Genomic DNA, 16,701 nt, shown 5'->3' with positions numbered 1-16,701 from the left:
GATGGCCGCGCCCCCCGGGGCCCGCGAGGAGACCGCCGTCCCGGGCGGGGTCATCACCCGGCGCGCGGCGCCCACCCCGTTCGAGGTCCACCTCGAGAACTTCGCCGGCCCGTTCGACCTGCTCCTGGGGCTGATCAGCAAGCACAAGCTCGACATCACCGAGATCGCCCTGGCGACGGTCACCGACGAGTTCATCGCGCACCTGCGGGCCGGGCGCGACTCCGAGGCCGGCTGGGACCTCTCGCAGGTCACCGAGTTCCTCGTCGTGGCCTCGACCCTGCTCGACCTCAAGGCGGCCCGGCTGCTGCCGCAGAGCGGGCCCGAGGACGAGGAGGACCTCGCCCTCATCGAGGCCCGCGACATCCTCTTCGCCCGGCTGCTGCAGTACCGCGCGTTCAAGGACATCGCCCGCACCTTCGCCGACCGGATGGCCACCGCCGGGCGTCGCCAGCCGCGGGCCGTGGCCCTCGAGCCGCATCTGGCGGCCCTGCTGCCCGAGCTGGTCATGACGGTGACCCCCGAGCAGCTGGCGGTCATCGCGGCCCGGGCCCTGACGCCCAAGATCGCGCCCACCGTGGGGCTGGCCCACCTGCACGCCCCCGCCGTCAGCGTCCGCGAGCAGGCCGGGATGCTGGGCGCGCGGCTGCGGCGCGAGCGGGTCGCCTCGTTCCGGGCCCTGGTGGCCGACGCCGACTCCACCCTCGTGGTGGTGGCGCGCTTCCTCGCGCTGCTCGAGCTCTTCCGCGAGTCCGCCATCGGGTTCGAGCAGGCCGAGGCCCTCGGCGAGCTCACGGTGCGCTGGACCGGCCCGGAGGAGGGCGACATCGAGGTCGACGACGAGTTCGACGAGCCCGACGCGCCCGCCCCGTCCGCGGACCCCCGTCCCACCCCGACCGACACGGAGCAGCCCGATGAGTGAGCCGACCGCGGCCGCCGCGCCGGGGGCCACCGCCCCCGACGGGGCCGGTGCCGCCGACGAGCAGCTGGCCTTCGACGTCGCCGACTTCCCCGGCGGCGTGCACGCCGCCCTGGAGGCCGTGCTGATGGTCGTCGACGAGCCCGTCACCACCGCCGCCCTGGCCTCGGCCCTCGAGCAGCCGGCCGACGACGTGCGCCGGGCCCTGGCCGAGCTGGAGGCCGGCTACGCCGGGCAGCAGCGCGGGTTCACCCTGCGCGAGGTCGGCGGCGGCTGGCGGATGTACAGCCGCCACGAGTACGCCCCGGTGGTCGAGCGGTTCGTGCTCGACGGCCAGCAGGCGCGCCTGACCCAGGCCAGCCTCGAGACCCTCGCCGTGATCGCCTACCGCCAGCCGGTGTCCCGCTCGCGGGTCGCGGCCGTGCGCGGCGTCAACGTCGACGGCGTCATCCGCACCCTGCTGGGGCGCGGGCTGGTCGAGGAGGTCGGCCACGACGAGGAGTCCACCGCCACGCTGTACGGGACGACGTCCTACTTCCTCGAGCGGCTGGGGCTGCAGAGCATCGACGAGCTGCCCGCCCTGGCGCCCTATCTGCCCGAGGTCGACATGCTCGACGAGATCGCCGAAGGAGGCCGCGGATGACACCGCCGAAGAACCGAGGTGGTGCGCCGGGCCGAGGCCCGAAGCGCGCCGACGCAGGCCGGGGCCCCCGCCCGGAGGCAGGCCGGGGCCCCCGCTCCGACCAGCGCACCCAGCGGGCGCCGGGCACGGGCACCACCCGCCCGAGCCAGCCCACCCAGACCAAGCGCGAGCCCCAGCGGCCCGTCATCGACGTCCACGACCCCGACGGCGTGCGCCTGCAGAAGCTGCTGGCCGCGGCCGGTGTCGGCTCGCGGCGGGTCTGCGAGGACCTCATCACCCAGGGCCGGGTCGAGGTCGACGGGCAGACCGTGCGCGAGCTCGGCGTGCGCATCAAGGCCACCCAGGTCGTGCACGTCGACGGCGAGCGGGTCCAGCTCGACGAGTCGCGGGTCTACCTGGCCTTCAACAAGCCGCTCAACGTCGTCACCTCGATGAGCGACGACCTGGGCCGGGTCGACATCGGCGACTACTTCGGCGACCGCAAGGAGCGGCTCTTCCACGTGGGCCGGCTCGACGCCGACACCGAGGGGCTGCTGCTGCTCACCAACGACGGCGACCTGGCCCACCGGCTCCAGCACCCGCGCTACGGCGTGCTCAAGACCTACCTGGCGCAGATCCAGGGGCCGGTGCCGCGCGACCTCGGGCGGCGGCTGCGCGAGGGCGTCGAGCTCGACGACGGCCCGGTGAAGGTCGACAGCTTCCGGGTCGTCGACTCCCAGCCGGGCAAGGCCATCGTCGAGGTGATCCTGCACGAGGGGCGCAAGCACATCGTGCGCCGGATGCTGGCCGAGGTCGGCCACCCCGTGCTGTCGCTGGTGCGCACCCAGGTCGGCCCCATCCGGCTGGCCGACACCAAGGTGGGCAAGTTCCGCTCGCTGTCCTCGGCCGAGGTCGCGGCGCTCTACAAGGCCGCCGGGCTCTGATGCGCGTCCACGTCGTCGGCACCGGGCTGATCGGGACCAGCCTGGGGCTGGCCCTGACGCGGCACGGCGACGACGTGACGCTCGAGGACGCCGTGCCCACGCACGCCGCCCTGGCCCGCGACCTCGGCGCCGGGCGCCTGCCGGCCGCGGAGGAGTCCCTCGAGCCCGACCTGGTGGTGGTCGCAGCCCCGCCCGACGTCACCGCGGGCTGCGTCGTCGCGGCCCTGGCACGCTGGCCGCACGCCGCCGTCACCGACGTGGCGTCGGTCAAGGGCTCGGTGCTGGCGGCCGTGCGGTCGGCCGGCGCCCCACTGGCGCGCTACTGCGGCTCGCACCCGATGGCCGGGCGCGAGCGGGCCGGCGCCGTCTCGGGCCGGCACGACCTGTTCGACGGGCGCGCCTGGGTCGTCACCCCGACGGCCGAGACCCTGCCCGAGGTCACCGCGCTCGTCACCGACGTGGCCCGGGCGGCCGGGGCCGCGGTGCGCGAGCTGCCACCGGAGGAGCACGACCGGGCCGTGGCGGCCGTCTCGCACGTGCCGCAGCTGGCGGCCAGCCTCGTGGCGGCCCGGCTGCAGGACCTCGACGACGGCGCCGTGGCCCTGGCGGGGCAGGGCCTGCGCGACGTCACCCGTATCGCGGCCAGCGACCCCCACCTGTGGACCCAGATCCTCGCGGGCAACGCCGTGGCCGTCCGGGCCGTGCTGCGCGCCCTGGTCGACGACCTGAGCGCCGTGGGCGAGGCCCTGGAGTCGCTCGAGGGCGGCGGCGACGCCCCGGGGGCCCGCGGCACCATCGCGCGCGCCATCGCCGCGGGCAACGCCGGCCAGGCCCGCATCCCGGGCAAGCACGGTGGCGCCTCGACCGCCTACGCCACGGTGCGGGTGCTCGTCCCCGACGAGCCGGGCCAGCTGGGGCGGCTCTTCGCCGACATCGGGGCCATCGGCACCAACATCGAGGAGTTCCACCTCGACCACGGGCTGGGGCAGCAGTTCGGGCTGGCCGAGGTCGACGTCTCGCCGGCCGCGGTCGCCGGGCTCGCCGAGGCGCTGGCCGAGCGCGGCTGGCGCCTGCACGGCTGAGCGCGACTAGGCTCCTCGCCCATGACCGAGCCGCTCACCATCGCCATCGACGGGCCCTCGGGATCCGGCAAGAGCAGCGTCGCCCGCGCCGTGGCCCAGCGCCTCGGCGTGGGGTACCTCGACACCGGGGCCATGTACCGCGCCGTGACCTGGTGGTGCCTCGAGCGCGGTGTCGACCTGGCCGACACCGCAGCGGTGGCCGAGGCCGCGCGGTCGCTGCCGCTGGAGCAGAGCACCGACCCCTCCAGCCCGGCCGTCTCCGTGGGCGGCACCGACGTCACGGAGGCCATCCGCACCTCCGAGGTCTCGACGGCCGTCTCGGCGGTCGCCACCAACCGCGAGGTGCGCCCCGTCCTCCAGGCCCTCCAGCGCGACCTCATGGCGCGGATCTCCGACGCCACCGGGGGAGTGGTGGCAGAGGGGCGCGACATCACCACCGTCGTCGCCCCCGACGCGCGGGTGCGCATCCTGCTCACGGCCTCCGAGGAGGCCCGGCTGCGCCGACGCAGCACCGAGCTGCACGGGTCGGCCGATGCGGCCGCCGTCGAGGCCACCCGCGACCAGGTCCTGCGCCGCGACCGCCAGGACTCGACCGTCTCGCAGTTCGAGGACGCCGCCGAGGGCGTGGTGCTGGTCGACACCTCCGACCTCACCCTCGAGGGGAGCATCGAGGCCGTCCTCGACGTCGTGGCGGGCGCCACCGGGAGCGACGAGTCCTGAGGCCCACCGCCGGGTGACCGCGGCACCCCCGCGCGTACGGGAGAATGGGGGGATGAGCACCGACGACCCGACAACCGCCGTGGGCGACACCGAGGATCCCACGGCCGTCGAGCGGGCCCTGCGCGCCGGCCTCGACGACTTCGAGCTGAGCGACGAGGACCGCGCACTCCTGGACGCCGAGGGCCTCCTCGACGAGGACGGCCAGCCGATGGCCCCGGCCCCCGTGGTCGCCGTCGTGGGGCGCCCCAACGTCGGCAAGTCGACCTTCGTCAACCGCATCCTCGGCCGCCGCGAGGCCGTCGTCGAGGACGTCCCCGGCGTCACCCGCGACCGCGTGGCCTACGACGCCGAGTGGACCGGCCACCGCTTCACCCTGGTCGACACCGGTGGCTGGGCGGTCGACGCCACCGGCATCCACCTGCGGGTGGCCGAGCAGGCCGAGATCGCGGTCGAGCTCGCCGACGCCGTGATGTTCGTCGTCGACGCCACCGTGGGTGCCACCGACGACGACGAGGCCGTGGTGCGGCTGCTGCGCCGCTCGGGCAAGCCGGTCGTCCTGGTCGCCAACAAGGTCGACGACCAGCGCACCGAGGCCGATGCCGCCGCCCTCTGGAACCTCGGCCTGGGCCAGCCCTGGGCCGTCTCGGCCCTGCACGGGCGGGGGAGCGGCGACGTGCTCGACGCCCTCCTCGAGGTGCTGCCCGACGTCTCGCAGGTCACGGCGTACCAGCGCGGCGGGCCGCGGCGCGTGGCCCTCCTGGGCCGGCCGAACGTCGGCAAGTCCTCGATGCTCAACAAGCTCACCGGCACCGACCGCGTCGTGGTCGACGACGTGGCCGGCACCACGCGCGACCCGGTCGACGAGGTCGTCGAGCTGGCCGGGCGTACCTGGCGCTTCGTCGACACCGCCGGCATCCGGCGCCGCGTGCACCAGACCCGGGGCGCCGACTTCTACGCCTCGCTGCGCACCCAGACGGCGCTCGAGAAGGCCGAGGTCGCCGTGGTCCTGGTCGACGCCAGCGACCGCATCGCCGAGCAGGACGTCCGCGTCATCCAGCAGGTCATCGACGCGGGGCGCGCCCTGGTCATCGCGTACAACAAGTGGGACCTCACCGACGAGGAGCGCCGCCACTTCCTCGAGCGCGAGATCGAGCGCGACCTGGTGCAGGTGCCGTGGGCGCCGCGGGTCAACGTCTCGGCCCGCACCGGTCGCCACCTCGAGCGTCTCGTGCCGGCCATCGACCGCGCGCTGGAGTCGTGGGAGACCCGCATCTCGACCGGGCGCCTCAACGCGTTCCTGGGCGAGATCGTGGCGGCCCACCCGCACCCGGTGCGCGGTGGCAAGCAGCCGCGCATCCTGTTCGCCACCCAGGCCGGGACCCGCCCGCCGCGGTTCGTGCTCTTCGCCTCGGGGTTCATCGAGGCCGGCTACCGCCGCTTCGTCGAGCGCCGGTTGCGCGAGGAGTTCGGCTTCGAGGGCACGCCCATCGAGATCTCGGTGCGGGTGCGCGAGAAGCGCCGCGACCGCCGCTGACCCCGCCGCGATGTCCGGGGGCCGGGGCGATTGGGTCGCTCCGGGCCCGGTGGGATAAGGTTTCGACGCTCCCGCGAGGGAGCAGCCACGGGCTGTGGCGCAGCTTGGTAGCGCACTTGACTGGGGGTCAAGGGGTCGCAGGTTCAAATCCTGTCAGCCCGACGGTAGGAAGTCGCAGGTCAGAGGCGGTCTCGGTCATCACGACGAGGCCGCCTCTACTGCTGTCTGGGAGCGATGTGCGTGCACTGTGCGTGCAGACGGCACGAGGGACGCCGCGGCGTTGGCCGCGTCCCGTGAGGCGGAGCCGATCAGGTGGGCGTAGATGTCGCCCGTCACCTGCACGCTCGAGTGCCCGAGGCGCTTCGACACCACGGCCAGGTTGGCGCCCGAGGCGATCATCAGCGACGCGCTCATGTGCCGCAGGCCGTGCAGGGTCATCAACGGCAGACCCGCGGCCACGCGCAGCTTGTCGAAGAGGCGGGTCGCGTACTGGAGCTTGAGCGGCTCGCCGTTCTCGTAGGTGAACACGTGCCCGGTCTCGACCCACGCGGGCCCCCAGGCGGCCCGCTCGGCCTCCTGGGCCAGGCGCCACGCCATCAGGGCCCCAGTGGACCGGTCGTCGAGGTCGACGACGCGGCGGCCGGCGTCCGTCTTGCTGGTCCGGACGGTCAGGACGCCGCGCTCGGTGTCGATGTCCGACCAACGGAGCCCGACGAGCTCGGAGCGCCGCAGGCCCGTGAACACCGCCAGCTCGAAGAACGCGCCCAGGCGGTGGGTTGAGGCGACGTCGAGGAAGTGGCCCACCTGGGCCGGCTCCCACGGTGCGAACGGCTCGACGTCGACCGCGGGCAGCCGCAGTCGGGTCGCAGGGTTGTCCTCGATCTGCTCCTCGGCCTGCGCGGCGCGCATCGCGCCCTGGACCACGGCGGCTATCCGGCGGACCGTCACGGCTCCGCGGCCGGCGTCGCTGAGCTGCTCGAGGAAGGCGTTGATGTGGTGCCGCCGGATGTCCCCGAGCCGCATCCCTCCGAGGGTCGACGGGGCGATGTCCTGGGCGATGTACCGGGCGTAGTTCTCCCGGGTCGCCGGGCGCAGGCTCCGGCCCTTCACGGTGTGCCGTGAGAGCCACACCGGGAGGTAGTCCGCGAGGACCTCCCGAGAGGGTGCGACGACCGCGCCGCGGTTCACTCGGACGGCGGCGGCGTTGCGGGCCTCGCTGGCCTCCCGGCGAGTCGCGTAGGTGCCGCCGTTGACCTGCCGGCGCTTCTTCGTCACCGGGTCCACTCCGGCGCCCAGACGGAACGACCAGCGCCCGTGCTTGGCATCGGCGAGCATCACCGGGCATGCGGCGGCGCGCTGCGCCTCGGTGGGCCGCTCCACCAGGGCCGGGTACTGCCGGCCGTCGGCGGTCCGGCAGCCGCAGCGCCGGAACAGGGTTCCACTCATTGGTCGTCGTCCTCTCGGTTCAGAAGGTCAGAGCGCTCGGCGCTCGAATGACGGCGCGGGTGGCGCCACTTGTGAGACATCGCCCGCGCCAGTCCGTCGATGGCGTCCCTCACCAGGCCACGGGAGGTCTCGGGCGGGTCAAGCCGGCTCGGCGCGCCGTGGACCGCGGCCTCGAGCTCGCTGACCTCGAGGGTCAGCCCGGAGACCACGGCCGCCAACTCTCCCCGGGCTGCGTTGAGAGCGCGGGCGCTGCCGAGCAGCCGCATGGTCCGGTCACGCTCGGAGTTGCGGCCCGACATCAGCGCGTCGACCGTCGCCGCCTCCATTCGCAACCCCGACGGCATCCGCACCGCGTCGGGAAAGTCGAAGAGCTGGGGGACGGTGGCATCGAGCGCGGCCGCGAGGCCGATCAGCTCAGCCGCAGTGAAGTTCCGCTCCCCGGCCTCGGCCTTCCACACGGCCTGACGGGTCCAGCCGGCGCCGCCCAAGAAGTCCCGGAGCAGTTCACCGAGTTGGGATTGCGTCAGCCCTCGGGCCTTCCGGAGTTCCGCGAGTTGCCTGCCCAGCTCGGCCTCTAGTGTTGCTATCACGGTGACAGCGTTGCACAACAGGTGACGCCAGGTCAAGACTCTGCGTGACGGCGAACGATCACCAGGGAGTCAGCGCACATGAGCACCGCACCGAACATCGAGGCCCTTCGAGGCCGACTGACCATCACGGTCGACGAGCTGTACCCGGCACTCGGGATCGGCCGCAACCAGGCGTACGCCGCCGTGGCCAACGGCACCATCCCATCGCTGCGACTGGGCCACCGGATCGTCATCCCCGTCCCGAAGCTCCTGGCTCTTCTCGGCGACGACGCGCCACCAGGCCCGGCGAGCGAGCCCAGCATCACCCGGCGGAACCACGTCGCCGGCCCTGCAGAGGACAGGCCGCTCCTCGACGACGCCGGCGCCAACCCTCCCGCCGCTTGACCCCAGACATGAGCGACGGCCCGGGCGCCACACCCGAGCCGACCGCCACCACCACCGACCGGATGGAGCCCGGCCATGACCAGCATTCTCCCCTGCGCGCCGTCTGAGCGCGAACACCCACACGACAACCGTGGGGCGGCGGGCGCCCGATGAACCCCGCAGTCGGGTATCTGACGCACCTGGCCGACCAGGAGGGCGTGACACCCATCCACAACCACGAGCCCTCCTTCTGGCTCCGAGCCCGCCTCGTCGACCTCCACAGCCGCTGGAACACGGGCCGCATGCTGACCTGCCGCCACGTCCTCACCCAGCCCGGCGGCGTCTTCATCACCGCGCTCTGGCTGCCCGAGGTCATGGTCTGCACGTCGTGCGCTGTCGACGCTCTCCGCCTCCCCGCGGCTGCCGACCTGACCTGCGACCGCTGCTCCGCGCCGGATCCGAAGACCCGCGCCGTCGCCGTCGACGAGCAGGGCGTCATCGTCACGTTCGGGCTGTGCCCGGACTGCTACCGGCGGGAGATGCCGGCATGAGCGGACAGACCACAGACCTCGACCTCCTCGACGCGATCGCAGTGGCCTACTCCTCCGGCTACGACGCCGGCCACGCCCACGGTCGTCGTGACGAGCGCGTCCTGATCGAGCAGGAGCGACGCTCGGCTGTCGCTGGAGCTGTCGTCCGCCGGCTCGCCGACATCCCAGCGATCAGCGCAGACGAGCTGCACCGGCGCCGGGAGGGGCGGCAGCGAGCACTCGACCGCCTTGCCAGCACGAGCCGCCAGAGGGGGACGCGCCCCGCATGAGCACCTTCCCCGACGAGCTCCCCGAGGACCAGGTCGAGCCCATGCCGCCGTGGCCCGACGACGACTCCCTCGACGACGACTACGAGGCCGACCTCGATCACCGCCGGCGTGTCTCCGATGAGCTCGACCGCCTCCGGGTCCGCGAGGACGCTCGCCGGATCTTCGACCTCGAGCGGCACCCCCCGACCGACTACGCCGGCCTGTACCTCGACGCCGACCAGCTGGACACGCTCCCCACCGCGGACCCGCTCATCGACAAGGTGCTCAACCGGCACAGCTACGCGATCCTCAACGGCCGGGACCACTCGTTCAAGACGTTCGTCGCCCTCGACTGGGCGTTCTGCCTCGCCACCGGGAAGCCCTGGCAGGGACGCGACGTGGACCCCGTCCCCGTCCTCTACATCGCCGGCGAAGGCGCGTACGGCCTCGACCAGCGAAAGCAAGCGTGGGAGGCCGCGTGGAAGCACAAGATCCCGCCGCAGATGTTCGTCACCCGATCGCGCGCCCTCGACCTTCACGCTGGCGGCCCCGCACTCGACGAGCTGCTCCAGCGCATCACCGACGGCCACTACGGCCTGGTCGTGGTCGACACCCTGCGCCGCGTCTCCGGTCGCGCCGACGGCAACGGTTCCGAGATGGGCATCGTCGTCGACAACATCGACCGGCTCCGCCGAGCCACCGACCAGGGCAGCATCCTCGTCCTCGCACACACCGCGAAGGACGACAAGGACTCCCGCGGGTTCTCCGGCATCGAGGATGACGCCGACATCGTCTGGCACGCCCGACGCCCGACGGACGGGCCACCCATGGGCCTCGACCTGGTCAACCGCAAGATGAAGGACGGCCCAGACGGGGAGAGCATCGAGCTCACGATGAGCCCCGTTCTCGACTCCCTCGTCGTCTCGAGGTACGCCCGCACCGGGCAGACCGCCGGCCTCCTGGCCGTGGAGAACTTCGAGAGCGACGACCAGATGATGACCGCCATGCGAGAGACCTTCGCGCAGACCGGGGCGAGCATCACCCAGCTGATCGAGGTCACCGACCTCCCCCGCTCGACCGCCTACAAGTCCCGCGGGCGGCTCCTGGCCAGCGGTCAGCTTGTCCCGCGGAAGAAGGGCGCGACGCAGTACCTCTACCTGCCTGGGACCCCCGTGGAATCGCCGTGGAATCCGACCCCCGATTCCACACCTGTCCACACCACCTCTTCCACACCCGTCCACGCTGACGCTGAGCACGAATCCACGGCAGTCCACACCAGTCCACGCCCGGATTCCACACCTGTCCACACCCCGCCCCCTGTCTATAAGACAGGGGTGGCGTGGACAGAGACCGAGACGAGATGCCCACTGCACCCCGAGAAGCCCAGACCCGACGCCTGCAGCACCTGCGAGCAGAACCACTTGGAGGCCTCATGACCGCCCACCTTTGCCGGCGCGTCCTCGGCGCGTTCTCGTGGATCCCCGCGCGCATGCGCAAGAGGCCGATTACTGCACGCACACTGCACGCACGCGACCTGTTGTCGCAGGTCAGGGCGTGGCCTCTTGACACGGACACAACAGCGATGACCGAGGCAGAGCGTGTCGCGCTGCGTGACCTCGCGGCCCGTCACCGCCTGGGCGCGTTCGTCAACGACGCCGACGAGCTCGCCAAGCCTTCCGGGGACGCCTCGAGCCCGGCCTCACGGCGTGCTGGTGCCGCTGTCCTGGCCCTGCTCGAGGAGCTCGACGGCGGACCGACGGACCGTGAGTGGCGCGCGCAGACGTGGGGGGTGGCGTCGTGAGCGAGGTGGACTGGAGCCCGGCCTTTCCCAACCAGCGGCCGCCGTTCGCCCCCGGCAACACCATGTCGCTGCGGCACGGGGTGTACTCGCCGAGGCGGATCGGGGAGCGCGCCCAGACCGTGGTGGACCAGCTGCTCGAGCAGGCGGGGGTGGGGTACCTGGCGGCGCCGGAGTACCGGGCCAGCGTGTGGAGGTACGCGCAGCGGCAGGCCCGGGCCGACCTGATGCATGACCGGCTGCTCGAGCACTCGGAGTCGTGCGAGGAGGTCGCGGGCTGCGAGACGTGCGAGTCGTTGGAGCGGCGGTGGCGGGAGTTCGACACGGCGGCGGCGAAGGCGTCAGAGCGCCTCGGGCTGGACCCGCTGTCGCGCGCCCGCCTCGGCAAGGACGTGGCCCAGGGCCGGCAGGCGGATGCCGCGGCGATCATGGCCGAGCTGCACCGGCAGGAGCTGGAGCGCAACGCCGGGGGCGAGGGGTCGTGACCACGACCGCGGCCCTGACCGCTGCCGACTACGACGAGGCCCGCCGGGACCCGGTGGTGTTCGCTGCCCTCCTGCTGGGGGACCCGCTGTGGGACCACCAGGTGGAGGTGGTCCGCTCCTCGGCCCGGTACCGGGTGCTGTGCGCTGGCCGGCGCTCGGGCAAGACCCGGGTGTTCGGGGTGCTGTCGCTGCACCGGGCGTTCGCGGTGCCCCGCTCGCGGGTGCTGATCGTGTCGGCGTCGGACCGCACCGCCAAGCGCATGTTCGCGGACGTGCTGGGCATGGTCACCGGGGCGCTGGGTCTGGCGTCGTCGGTGGACGACGAGACCACCCACATGCTGACGCTGAGCAACGGCTCCACCATCGAGTGTGTGCCGAGCTCGATGAAGGCGGTTCGCTCGGCCGAGGCTGACCTGCTGATCGTCGACGAGGCGGGGTTCGTCGACCAGGGCATCTGGGAGGCGGCGGAGCCGGTGGTGGGCGCCCGGCCGGGGGCGCGCGTCCTGATCGCGAGCAGCCCTTGGCGGGGTCCTGGGCACTTCTTCCACGACCTGTGGCGCCAGGGCATGGACCATCCCGATACGGAGGTGGCGTCGTGGCACTGGCCGTCGAGCATCAGCCCGTTGGTGGACCGGGTGTGGCTCGAGGCGGTGCGTGGGCGGTCGGCCTTGGACTACTTCCGCCGGGAGTACCTGGCGGAGTGGACGGGCGAGTCGGGGGCGTACTTCTCCGAGGCCGAGCTGATGGCGTCGGTGGCGGACTACGAGATGACCTCCCCGGAGGCCGCGGCCCTGCTGGGCTTCCCGGGGATGCAGGTTGGTGGTGGCATCGACTGGGGTTTCTCCCGGGACGCGAACGCGGTGGTCTACCTCGGGGTGCTCGACGACCTGGGCTTGAACATGGAGCGGAAGTGGCGGCTGTTCGTCCCGTGGCTGGAGGCTCGGCACCGGTGGGAGTGGTCGGACTTCATCGACTACCTGTGCGAGGGCGCGAAGGGGTACGACGTGAGGGTCTACGCCTCGGAGGCCAATGGTGTGGGGGCGTACCCGAGCGACGACCTGGCCAAGCGGCTGTGGGAGAAGCACCGGCTGCCGACGACGGTGGCGAAGGTGTGGACGGACGTGCGCCGCAAGCAGTCGGGGTTCGGGATGGTGAAGTCCCTGCTCGGCCAGGGGCGGCTGGTGCTCCCTCGCCACCCCGAGCTGCTCAAGCAGCTGCGAGGGCTGGAGTTCGAGCAGACGCAGACGGGGCAGATGCGGATCTCGGTTCCGGAGCGGTCGGGGCACGACGACTTGGCCATGGCCCTGCTCCAGGCGGTGTCGACGGTGCACCCGCGGATACTGGCTGACGGGGTCCAGGCGCCGCGCCGGTTCCGTTCTGTGGAGTCGGTGAGCACCACTGGCGGCGTGGTCCTGCCTCGCAGGCCGTTGCCGTCGCAGGACTTGCCGTGGTGCTTCTCCTCGCCCAAGGGCCGCGAGAAGGGGGACCTGTGGTGAGCGACCTCGACGACCTGCTGCGGGGCCCTGTCGCGTTGGCCGTGACGCGGGTCCTGATCCGTGACCTGACGGTGCAGCGGCGGAACGGGCAGCCGGTGCCGCCGTGGGCGCCGGCCCTCTTGGACGCGTTGGTGCGGGCTGGCGGTGAGCGGGTCGACGTCGACAGGTTCGCTAGCGAAACCCGCAGGGGCACAGTGGGTCCGGTGTTGATGAGTGAGACCCGGGCACCCGAGGCAGCGGATCAGACCGGGGTCAGTGTGCAGTACGTGCGCAAGCTGGCCCGCTCTGGTCGGATCCGCTGCCGGAGGGTCGGCCGCGACTGGCTCATCGATGTTGACTCACTCCGCAACGTGCTCGGGAGGGCATCATGACGACCAAGATCGACGACCCGACCAAGCTGGTGTCCGACGCCGAGCAGGAAGCGGCCGAGGCGGACGCTCTGATCGAGGCGCTCGAGGAGCGCGTGCGTGAGGGCGACGACACGGTCACCCCCGACCAGATCGAGGCGCAGCGGGGGGTCTCCCGCTTCGCCCGACTGCGGGCGGACGCCGCCCGCCGCAAGGCTGCCGCCGTGCGGGAGACCAAGCACGACGAGCTCGTCGCCCAGCTGCGCGAGGACGTGGCCGCGCTCAACGAGGCCGACCTGGGCGCCATGGCCAAGCTGTACGAGGGCCTGGTCCGCGACGGCGCCAAGCTGCAGTCCCTGATCGAGGCATGGCACGGCAAGCGGGGCGACCTGCTCGGCCGCTCGCAGGCGCTGGGCTTCGACCCGGAGTCGCCCGCCAGTCCGGTGTTCGCGCTCGTCGAGCCGCCCAGGGACGCCGTGGCGCTTGCGGCGGCACAGGCCCAGGGGAAGGCGCCCAAGGGGGCCGCCGAGCACGCACTGACCGTGACGGGCGGGTGGGCCACGGTGGTCGAGGGGAAGCGGGCGAGGGTGCAGGCCCAGCGCGCCGAGCGGATCGACCGGCTTCGCACCGCCGAGGACCGCGCCCGAGCCCGAGCCGCCGCGCCGGCGTCGACCGTGAGTGAGCGCGCCGCCGACCTCAAGCGCGCCGACGAGATGCGCGCCGAGCGTGAGCAGATCGAGGCGAACCGCTGATGGCGCACCGCGTCTCCAACGGGGCGGCCCGTCGCGAGGAGGCCCGCCAGCTCGCCGAGGAGTCCCGCCCCGGTGTCGAGGCCGAGCTCTCCCGGCAAGCGGAGGAGTCGCGGACCAAGTCCGCCGAGGAGATCATGACCGAGCTCGACGCCGATGCTGGTGATGCCGCGTGACCCGCGCCGCCGACCTGGGGAACCGGATCGTCGCCGAGCGCCTCGTGCGGATCGCTCGCACCTGCGCGCTGGCCGGCGACGGCACGCCCCTCAAGCGGGCCATCCACGAGGCCACCACGGGCATGAGCAAGGCCGAGCGTCACTCACTGCTGGCGCAGATGGCCCTGACCGCGGCCGCCGTCATCCTCGAGAAGGTGCCCCAGGACGAGCAGGACGCGTACCTGCGCACCATCAGCGGCAGGAGCTGACCCATGGCGCTGAACATAGGCACGCTCACCGGCTACCTCGACCTCGAGGCGGGGCCCTTCGAGAGAGGCCTCGGGTCCGCCATGGACAAGCTGCGGGACCTTGGCCCCAAGGGCGCGAAGATCGCCGCGGCCGGCGGCGCGGCCATCGGCGTGGCCATCGGTGCCGCGCTGGCCGGTGCCATGGACGTGCAGGACGCCAACGCCAAGCTGGCCGCCCAGCTCGCGCTCAGCGCTCCCGAGTCTGCCCAGGCCGGGAAGATGGCCGGCGACCTGTACTCCCAGAACTACGGGGACTCCCTCGGTCAGGTCAACGACGCGGTCCGCGCTGTCGCCCAGAACATCACCGGCACCGGCACGATCGGGTCCAAGTCCATGCAGGACCTGACCGCCGACGTGCTGTCCGTGTCCTCCGCGTTCGACCAGGACCTTGGCGGCACCACGGCGGCGGTCGGTCAGCTCATGAAGACCGGGCTGGCCAAGGACGCCACGCAGGCCCTCGACATCATCACCCGGGGCTTCCAGCAGGGCACCGACAAGAGCGGCGACCTGCTCGACACCTTCACCGAGTACTCGACCGTGTTCCGGGACATCGGCATCAGCGGTGTCGACGCGACCGGGCTGCTCCAGCAGGGCCTCAAGGCAGGCGCACGCGACGCCGACACCGTCGGCGACGCCCTCAAGGAGCTCGCGATCCGCGGGCAGGACGGGTCGACGACCTCCGCGGCCGGCTTCAAGGCCATCGGCCTGTCCGCGAGCAGCATGACCGCGGCCTTCGCCAAGGGCGGCCCGGCCGCGCGCGCCGCGACGGACAAGGTCCTCGACGGGCTGCGGGCGATCGAGGACCCGGCCAAGCGCAACGCCGCCGCTGTGGCCCTGTTCGGCACGAAGGCCGAGGACCTCGGGGACTCGCTGTTCGCCCTCGACCTCGACACCGCCGCGACTGGGCTGGGAAAGGTGGACGGCGCCGCGAAGGGCGTCTCCTCGACGCTGGGCGGCACCGCGTCGAGCAACATCGAGTCCTTCAAGCGCCAGGCGCAGCAGGCGTTCGTGACGACCCTCGGCGGGCGGGTCCTGCCGATCGTCAACACCGCCGCCGCTACCCTCGCCTCCGAGTTCGGGCCCGCGCTGAAGTCCATTGGTGACTGGATCATGAACCCGGTCCTGCCCTCGCTCCAGCAGCTCGGGCAGTTCATCTCCGACAACCAGACCCCGATCATGGTCATCGCCGGCCTCATCGCCGCGGTGTTCATCCCCCACCTCATCGCGCTCGGGGTCCAGTCGGTCATCGCCGGCACCAAGGCCGCGGCGGGGTGGGTCATGCAGCAGGGCGCCGCCATCGCAGGCGCGGCCGCGCACTCCCTCTCCGTGCTCCGTGTCGTCGGCGGCTGGGTCCTGATGGGGGTCCAGTCCCTCCTCCAGGCGGGCCGGATGGCCGCCGCCTGGTTCATCGCCCTCGGCCCGATCGGGTGGGCGATCGCCGCGATCATCGGCATCGCCGCCATCGTCATCGCCAACTGGGACACCATCAAGGCCTGGACGATCAAGGCCTGGGCCGCCGTCAGCAGCGCCGTCGGGTCGGCCGTCACCTGGGTGAAGGGCGCGGTGGCCACCGTCCTGCAGTGGATCGTCTCCGCGTTCCTGCGCTACACCCCGGTCGGCATCGTCATCTCCCACTGGGGCCAGATCAAGGCCGACATCGGCGCGGCCGTCTCGTGGGTCAAGGGCGCCATCGCCTGGTTCGGCACCCTCCCGGGGAAGTTCGCCGACTGGTTCGGGCGGGCCAACGCCGCGGCCATCGGCAAGGCAACGCAGCTCGTGACGTTCGTCAAGGGCCTGCCCGGCAAGATCCTCTCCGGCCTGGGCAACATCGGCGGGGTCCTCGTGCAGAAGGGGAAGGACCTCATCACCGGCCTCATCGACGGCGCCGGGTCGATGCTCGCCAACCTCGGCAGGTTCTTCCTCGACAAGGTCCCGGCGTTCATCCGGGAGCCGTTCAAGAAGGCGCTCGGCATCAACTCCCCCTCGCGGGTCATGGCCGACCTGTCCCGGTGGATCCCCCTCGGCGTCGTCGAGGGCATCAACTCCACCGCCGGGAAGGTCTCCGCGGCCATGGTCGACCTCGTCGCCCCCCCGACGATCCCGCCGATCGCCCCGCCCCGGGTGCTGTCCGCGCGAGCAGCCCTCGACCCGAACGTCAGCCGTGACGCCGCGCGCGGGTACGCGGGCGGCGCGCAGGGCCGGGAGCCTGTCGCGCTCGACTCCGCGACCATCGCCGCCATCGGCGCCGCCGTGGCCCGCGTCACCGTCAGGGGCGAGATCAGCGCCGGCCGGCTCGACCGCGCGCTAGGTGGCTACCGATGACCAGCACGGTGGCCTTCGAGGACAG

Annotated in this window: 20 protein-coding genes and 1 tRNA gene; 19 read left to right on the top strand and 2 right to left on the bottom strand. The window is 72.6% G+C overall.

Translation table 11 applies throughout. From position 1 onward, the window contains the following. Position 1: 1 nt before the first annotated feature. The 7 genes from ATL31_RS01050 (at position 2) to ATL31_RS01020 (ending at position 5,980) form a co-directional block, all read left to right on the top strand. Entirely contained in the window at positions 2 to 919 is a 918-nt protein-coding gene (locus ATL31_RS01050) for a segregation and condensation protein A (protein WP_101394137.1), read from the top strand. After that, entirely contained in the window at positions 912 to 1,559 is a 648-nt protein-coding gene (gene scpB / locus ATL31_RS01045) for an SMC-Scp complex subunit ScpB (protein WP_101394136.1), read from the top strand. The genes ATL31_RS01050 and scpB overlap by 8 nt, the downstream gene beginning before the upstream one ends. Beyond that, complete coding sequence (locus ATL31_RS01040) at positions 1,556 to 2,482, top strand: pseudouridine synthase (protein ID WP_101394135.1); 927 nt, start codon at positions 1,556 to 1,558, stop codon at positions 2,480 to 2,482. Before scpB ends, ATL31_RS01040 begins: the two co-directional genes overlap by 4 nt. After that, a complete protein-coding gene (locus tag ATL31_RS01035) occupies positions 2,482 to 3,564 on the top strand; it encodes a prephenate dehydrogenase (RefSeq protein WP_101394134.1) in 1,083 nt (360 codons plus the stop codon). Before ATL31_RS01040 ends, ATL31_RS01035 begins: the two co-directional genes overlap by 1 nt. Before the next feature lie 21 nt (positions 3,565 to 3,585). Then, positions 3,586 to 4,284, top strand: coding sequence for a (d)CMP kinase (gene cmk, locus ATL31_RS01030; protein WP_101394133.1), 699 nt, complete (start codon positions 3,586 to 3,588; stop codon positions 4,282 to 4,284). A gap of 52 nt (positions 4,285 to 4,336) precedes the next feature. Further along, entirely contained in the window at positions 4,337 to 5,818 is a 1,482-nt protein-coding gene (gene der / locus ATL31_RS01025) for a ribosome biogenesis GTPase Der (protein WP_101394132.1), read from the top strand. Between the two features lie 88 nt (positions 5,819 to 5,906). Further along, positions 5,907 to 5,980: transfer RNA gene (locus ATL31_RS01020), tRNA-Pro, on the top strand. A gap of 36 nt (positions 5,981 to 6,016) precedes the next feature. Here the strand turns inward: ATL31_RS01020 and ATL31_RS01015 are convergent. Beyond that, positions 6,017 to 7,264, bottom strand: a complete 1,248-nt coding sequence (locus tag ATL31_RS01015; protein ID WP_101394131.1) for a tyrosine-type recombinase/integrase — start codon at positions 7,262 to 7,264, stop codon at positions 6,017 to 6,019. Further along, the gene (locus tag ATL31_RS16260) at positions 7,261 to 7,854 is read right to left on the bottom strand and encodes a helix-turn-helix transcriptional regulator (RefSeq protein ID WP_143598261.1); all 594 of its coding nucleotides are present in this window, start codon (positions 7,852 to 7,854) and stop codon (positions 7,261 to 7,263) included. The genes ATL31_RS01015 and ATL31_RS16260 overlap by 4 nt, the downstream gene beginning before the upstream one ends. A gap of 78 nt (positions 7,855 to 7,932) precedes the next feature. Here ATL31_RS16260 and ATL31_RS01005 point away from each other — a divergent pair, with 78 nt between their 5' ends. The 12 genes from ATL31_RS01005 to ATL31_RS00955 all read left to right on the top strand — a co-directional run bounded on the left by ATL31_RS01005 (position 7,933) and on the right by ATL31_RS00955 (position 16,676). Continuing rightward, on the top strand, positions 7,933 to 8,238 hold the full coding sequence (locus tag ATL31_RS01005) for a MerR family transcriptional regulator (protein ID WP_101394130.1): 306 nt from the start codon (positions 7,933 to 7,935) through the stop codon (positions 8,236 to 8,238). Positions 8,239 to 8,387: 149 nt separating this feature from the next. After that, entirely contained in the window at positions 8,388 to 8,768 is a 381-nt protein-coding gene (locus ATL31_RS01000; protein ID WP_143598260.1) for a hypothetical protein, read from the top strand. Further along, a complete protein-coding gene (locus tag ATL31_RS00995; protein WP_101394128.1) occupies positions 8,765 to 9,037 on the top strand; it encodes a hypothetical protein in 273 nt (90 codons plus the stop codon). The genes ATL31_RS01000 and ATL31_RS00995 overlap by 4 nt, the downstream gene beginning before the upstream one ends. Next, complete coding sequence (locus ATL31_RS00990; protein ID WP_101394127.1) at positions 9,034 to 10,452, top strand: AAA family ATPase; 1,419 nt, start codon at positions 9,034 to 9,036, stop codon at positions 10,450 to 10,452. Before ATL31_RS00995 ends, ATL31_RS00990 begins: the two co-directional genes overlap by 4 nt. Positions 10,453 to 10,598: 146 nt before the next feature. Next, positions 10,599 to 10,817, top strand: coding sequence for a hypothetical protein (locus ATL31_RS16255; protein WP_143598259.1), 219 nt, complete (start codon positions 10,599 to 10,601; stop codon positions 10,815 to 10,817). Further along, a complete protein-coding gene (locus ATL31_RS16370) occupies positions 10,814 to 11,299 on the top strand; it encodes a hypothetical protein (protein ID WP_158239762.1) in 486 nt (161 codons plus the stop codon). The genes ATL31_RS16255 and ATL31_RS16370 overlap by 4 nt, the downstream gene beginning before the upstream one ends. Next, positions 11,296 to 12,795, top strand: a complete 1,500-nt coding sequence (locus ATL31_RS00975; protein WP_101394124.1) for a terminase large subunit domain-containing protein — start codon at positions 11,296 to 11,298, stop codon at positions 12,793 to 12,795. The genes ATL31_RS16370 and ATL31_RS00975 overlap by 4 nt, the downstream gene beginning before the upstream one ends. After that, positions 12,792 to 13,166, top strand: a complete 375-nt coding sequence (locus ATL31_RS16590; RefSeq protein ID WP_211283941.1) for a helix-turn-helix domain-containing protein — start codon at positions 12,792 to 12,794, stop codon at positions 13,164 to 13,166. Before ATL31_RS00975 ends, ATL31_RS16590 begins: the two co-directional genes overlap by 4 nt. Next, positions 13,163 to 13,894 (top strand): hypothetical protein, encoded by a 732-nt coding sequence (locus tag ATL31_RS00965; RefSeq protein WP_101394123.1) that lies wholly within the window; start codon positions 13,163 to 13,165, stop codon positions 13,892 to 13,894. The genes ATL31_RS16590 and ATL31_RS00965 overlap by 4 nt, the downstream gene beginning before the upstream one ends. After that, on the top strand, positions 13,894 to 14,067 hold the full coding sequence (locus ATL31_RS16365; protein ID WP_158239761.1) for a hypothetical protein: 174 nt from the start codon (positions 13,894 to 13,896) through the stop codon (positions 14,065 to 14,067). The genes ATL31_RS00965 and ATL31_RS16365 overlap by 1 nt, the downstream gene beginning before the upstream one ends. Then, positions 14,064 to 14,315, top strand: coding sequence for a hypothetical protein (locus ATL31_RS00960; protein ID WP_101394122.1), 252 nt, complete (start codon positions 14,064 to 14,066; stop codon positions 14,313 to 14,315). The genes ATL31_RS16365 and ATL31_RS00960 overlap by 4 nt, the downstream gene beginning before the upstream one ends. Before the next feature lie 3 nt (positions 14,316 to 14,318). Further along, positions 14,319 to 16,676, top strand: coding sequence for a phage tail tape measure protein (locus ATL31_RS00955; RefSeq protein WP_101394121.1), 2,358 nt, complete (start codon positions 14,319 to 14,321; stop codon positions 16,674 to 16,676). Positions 16,677 to 16,701 lie beyond the last annotated feature (25 nt).

It is taken from the genome of Phycicoccus duodecadis (genome assembly GCF_002846495.1).
Taxonomy (GTDB): Bacteria; Actinomycetota; Actinomycetes; order Actinomycetales; family Dermatophilaceae; genus Phycicoccus; species Phycicoccus duodecadis.
The sequence above is the reverse complement of the archived record's forward strand: the minus strand, read 5'-3'. Positions and strand labels throughout refer to the sequence as shown.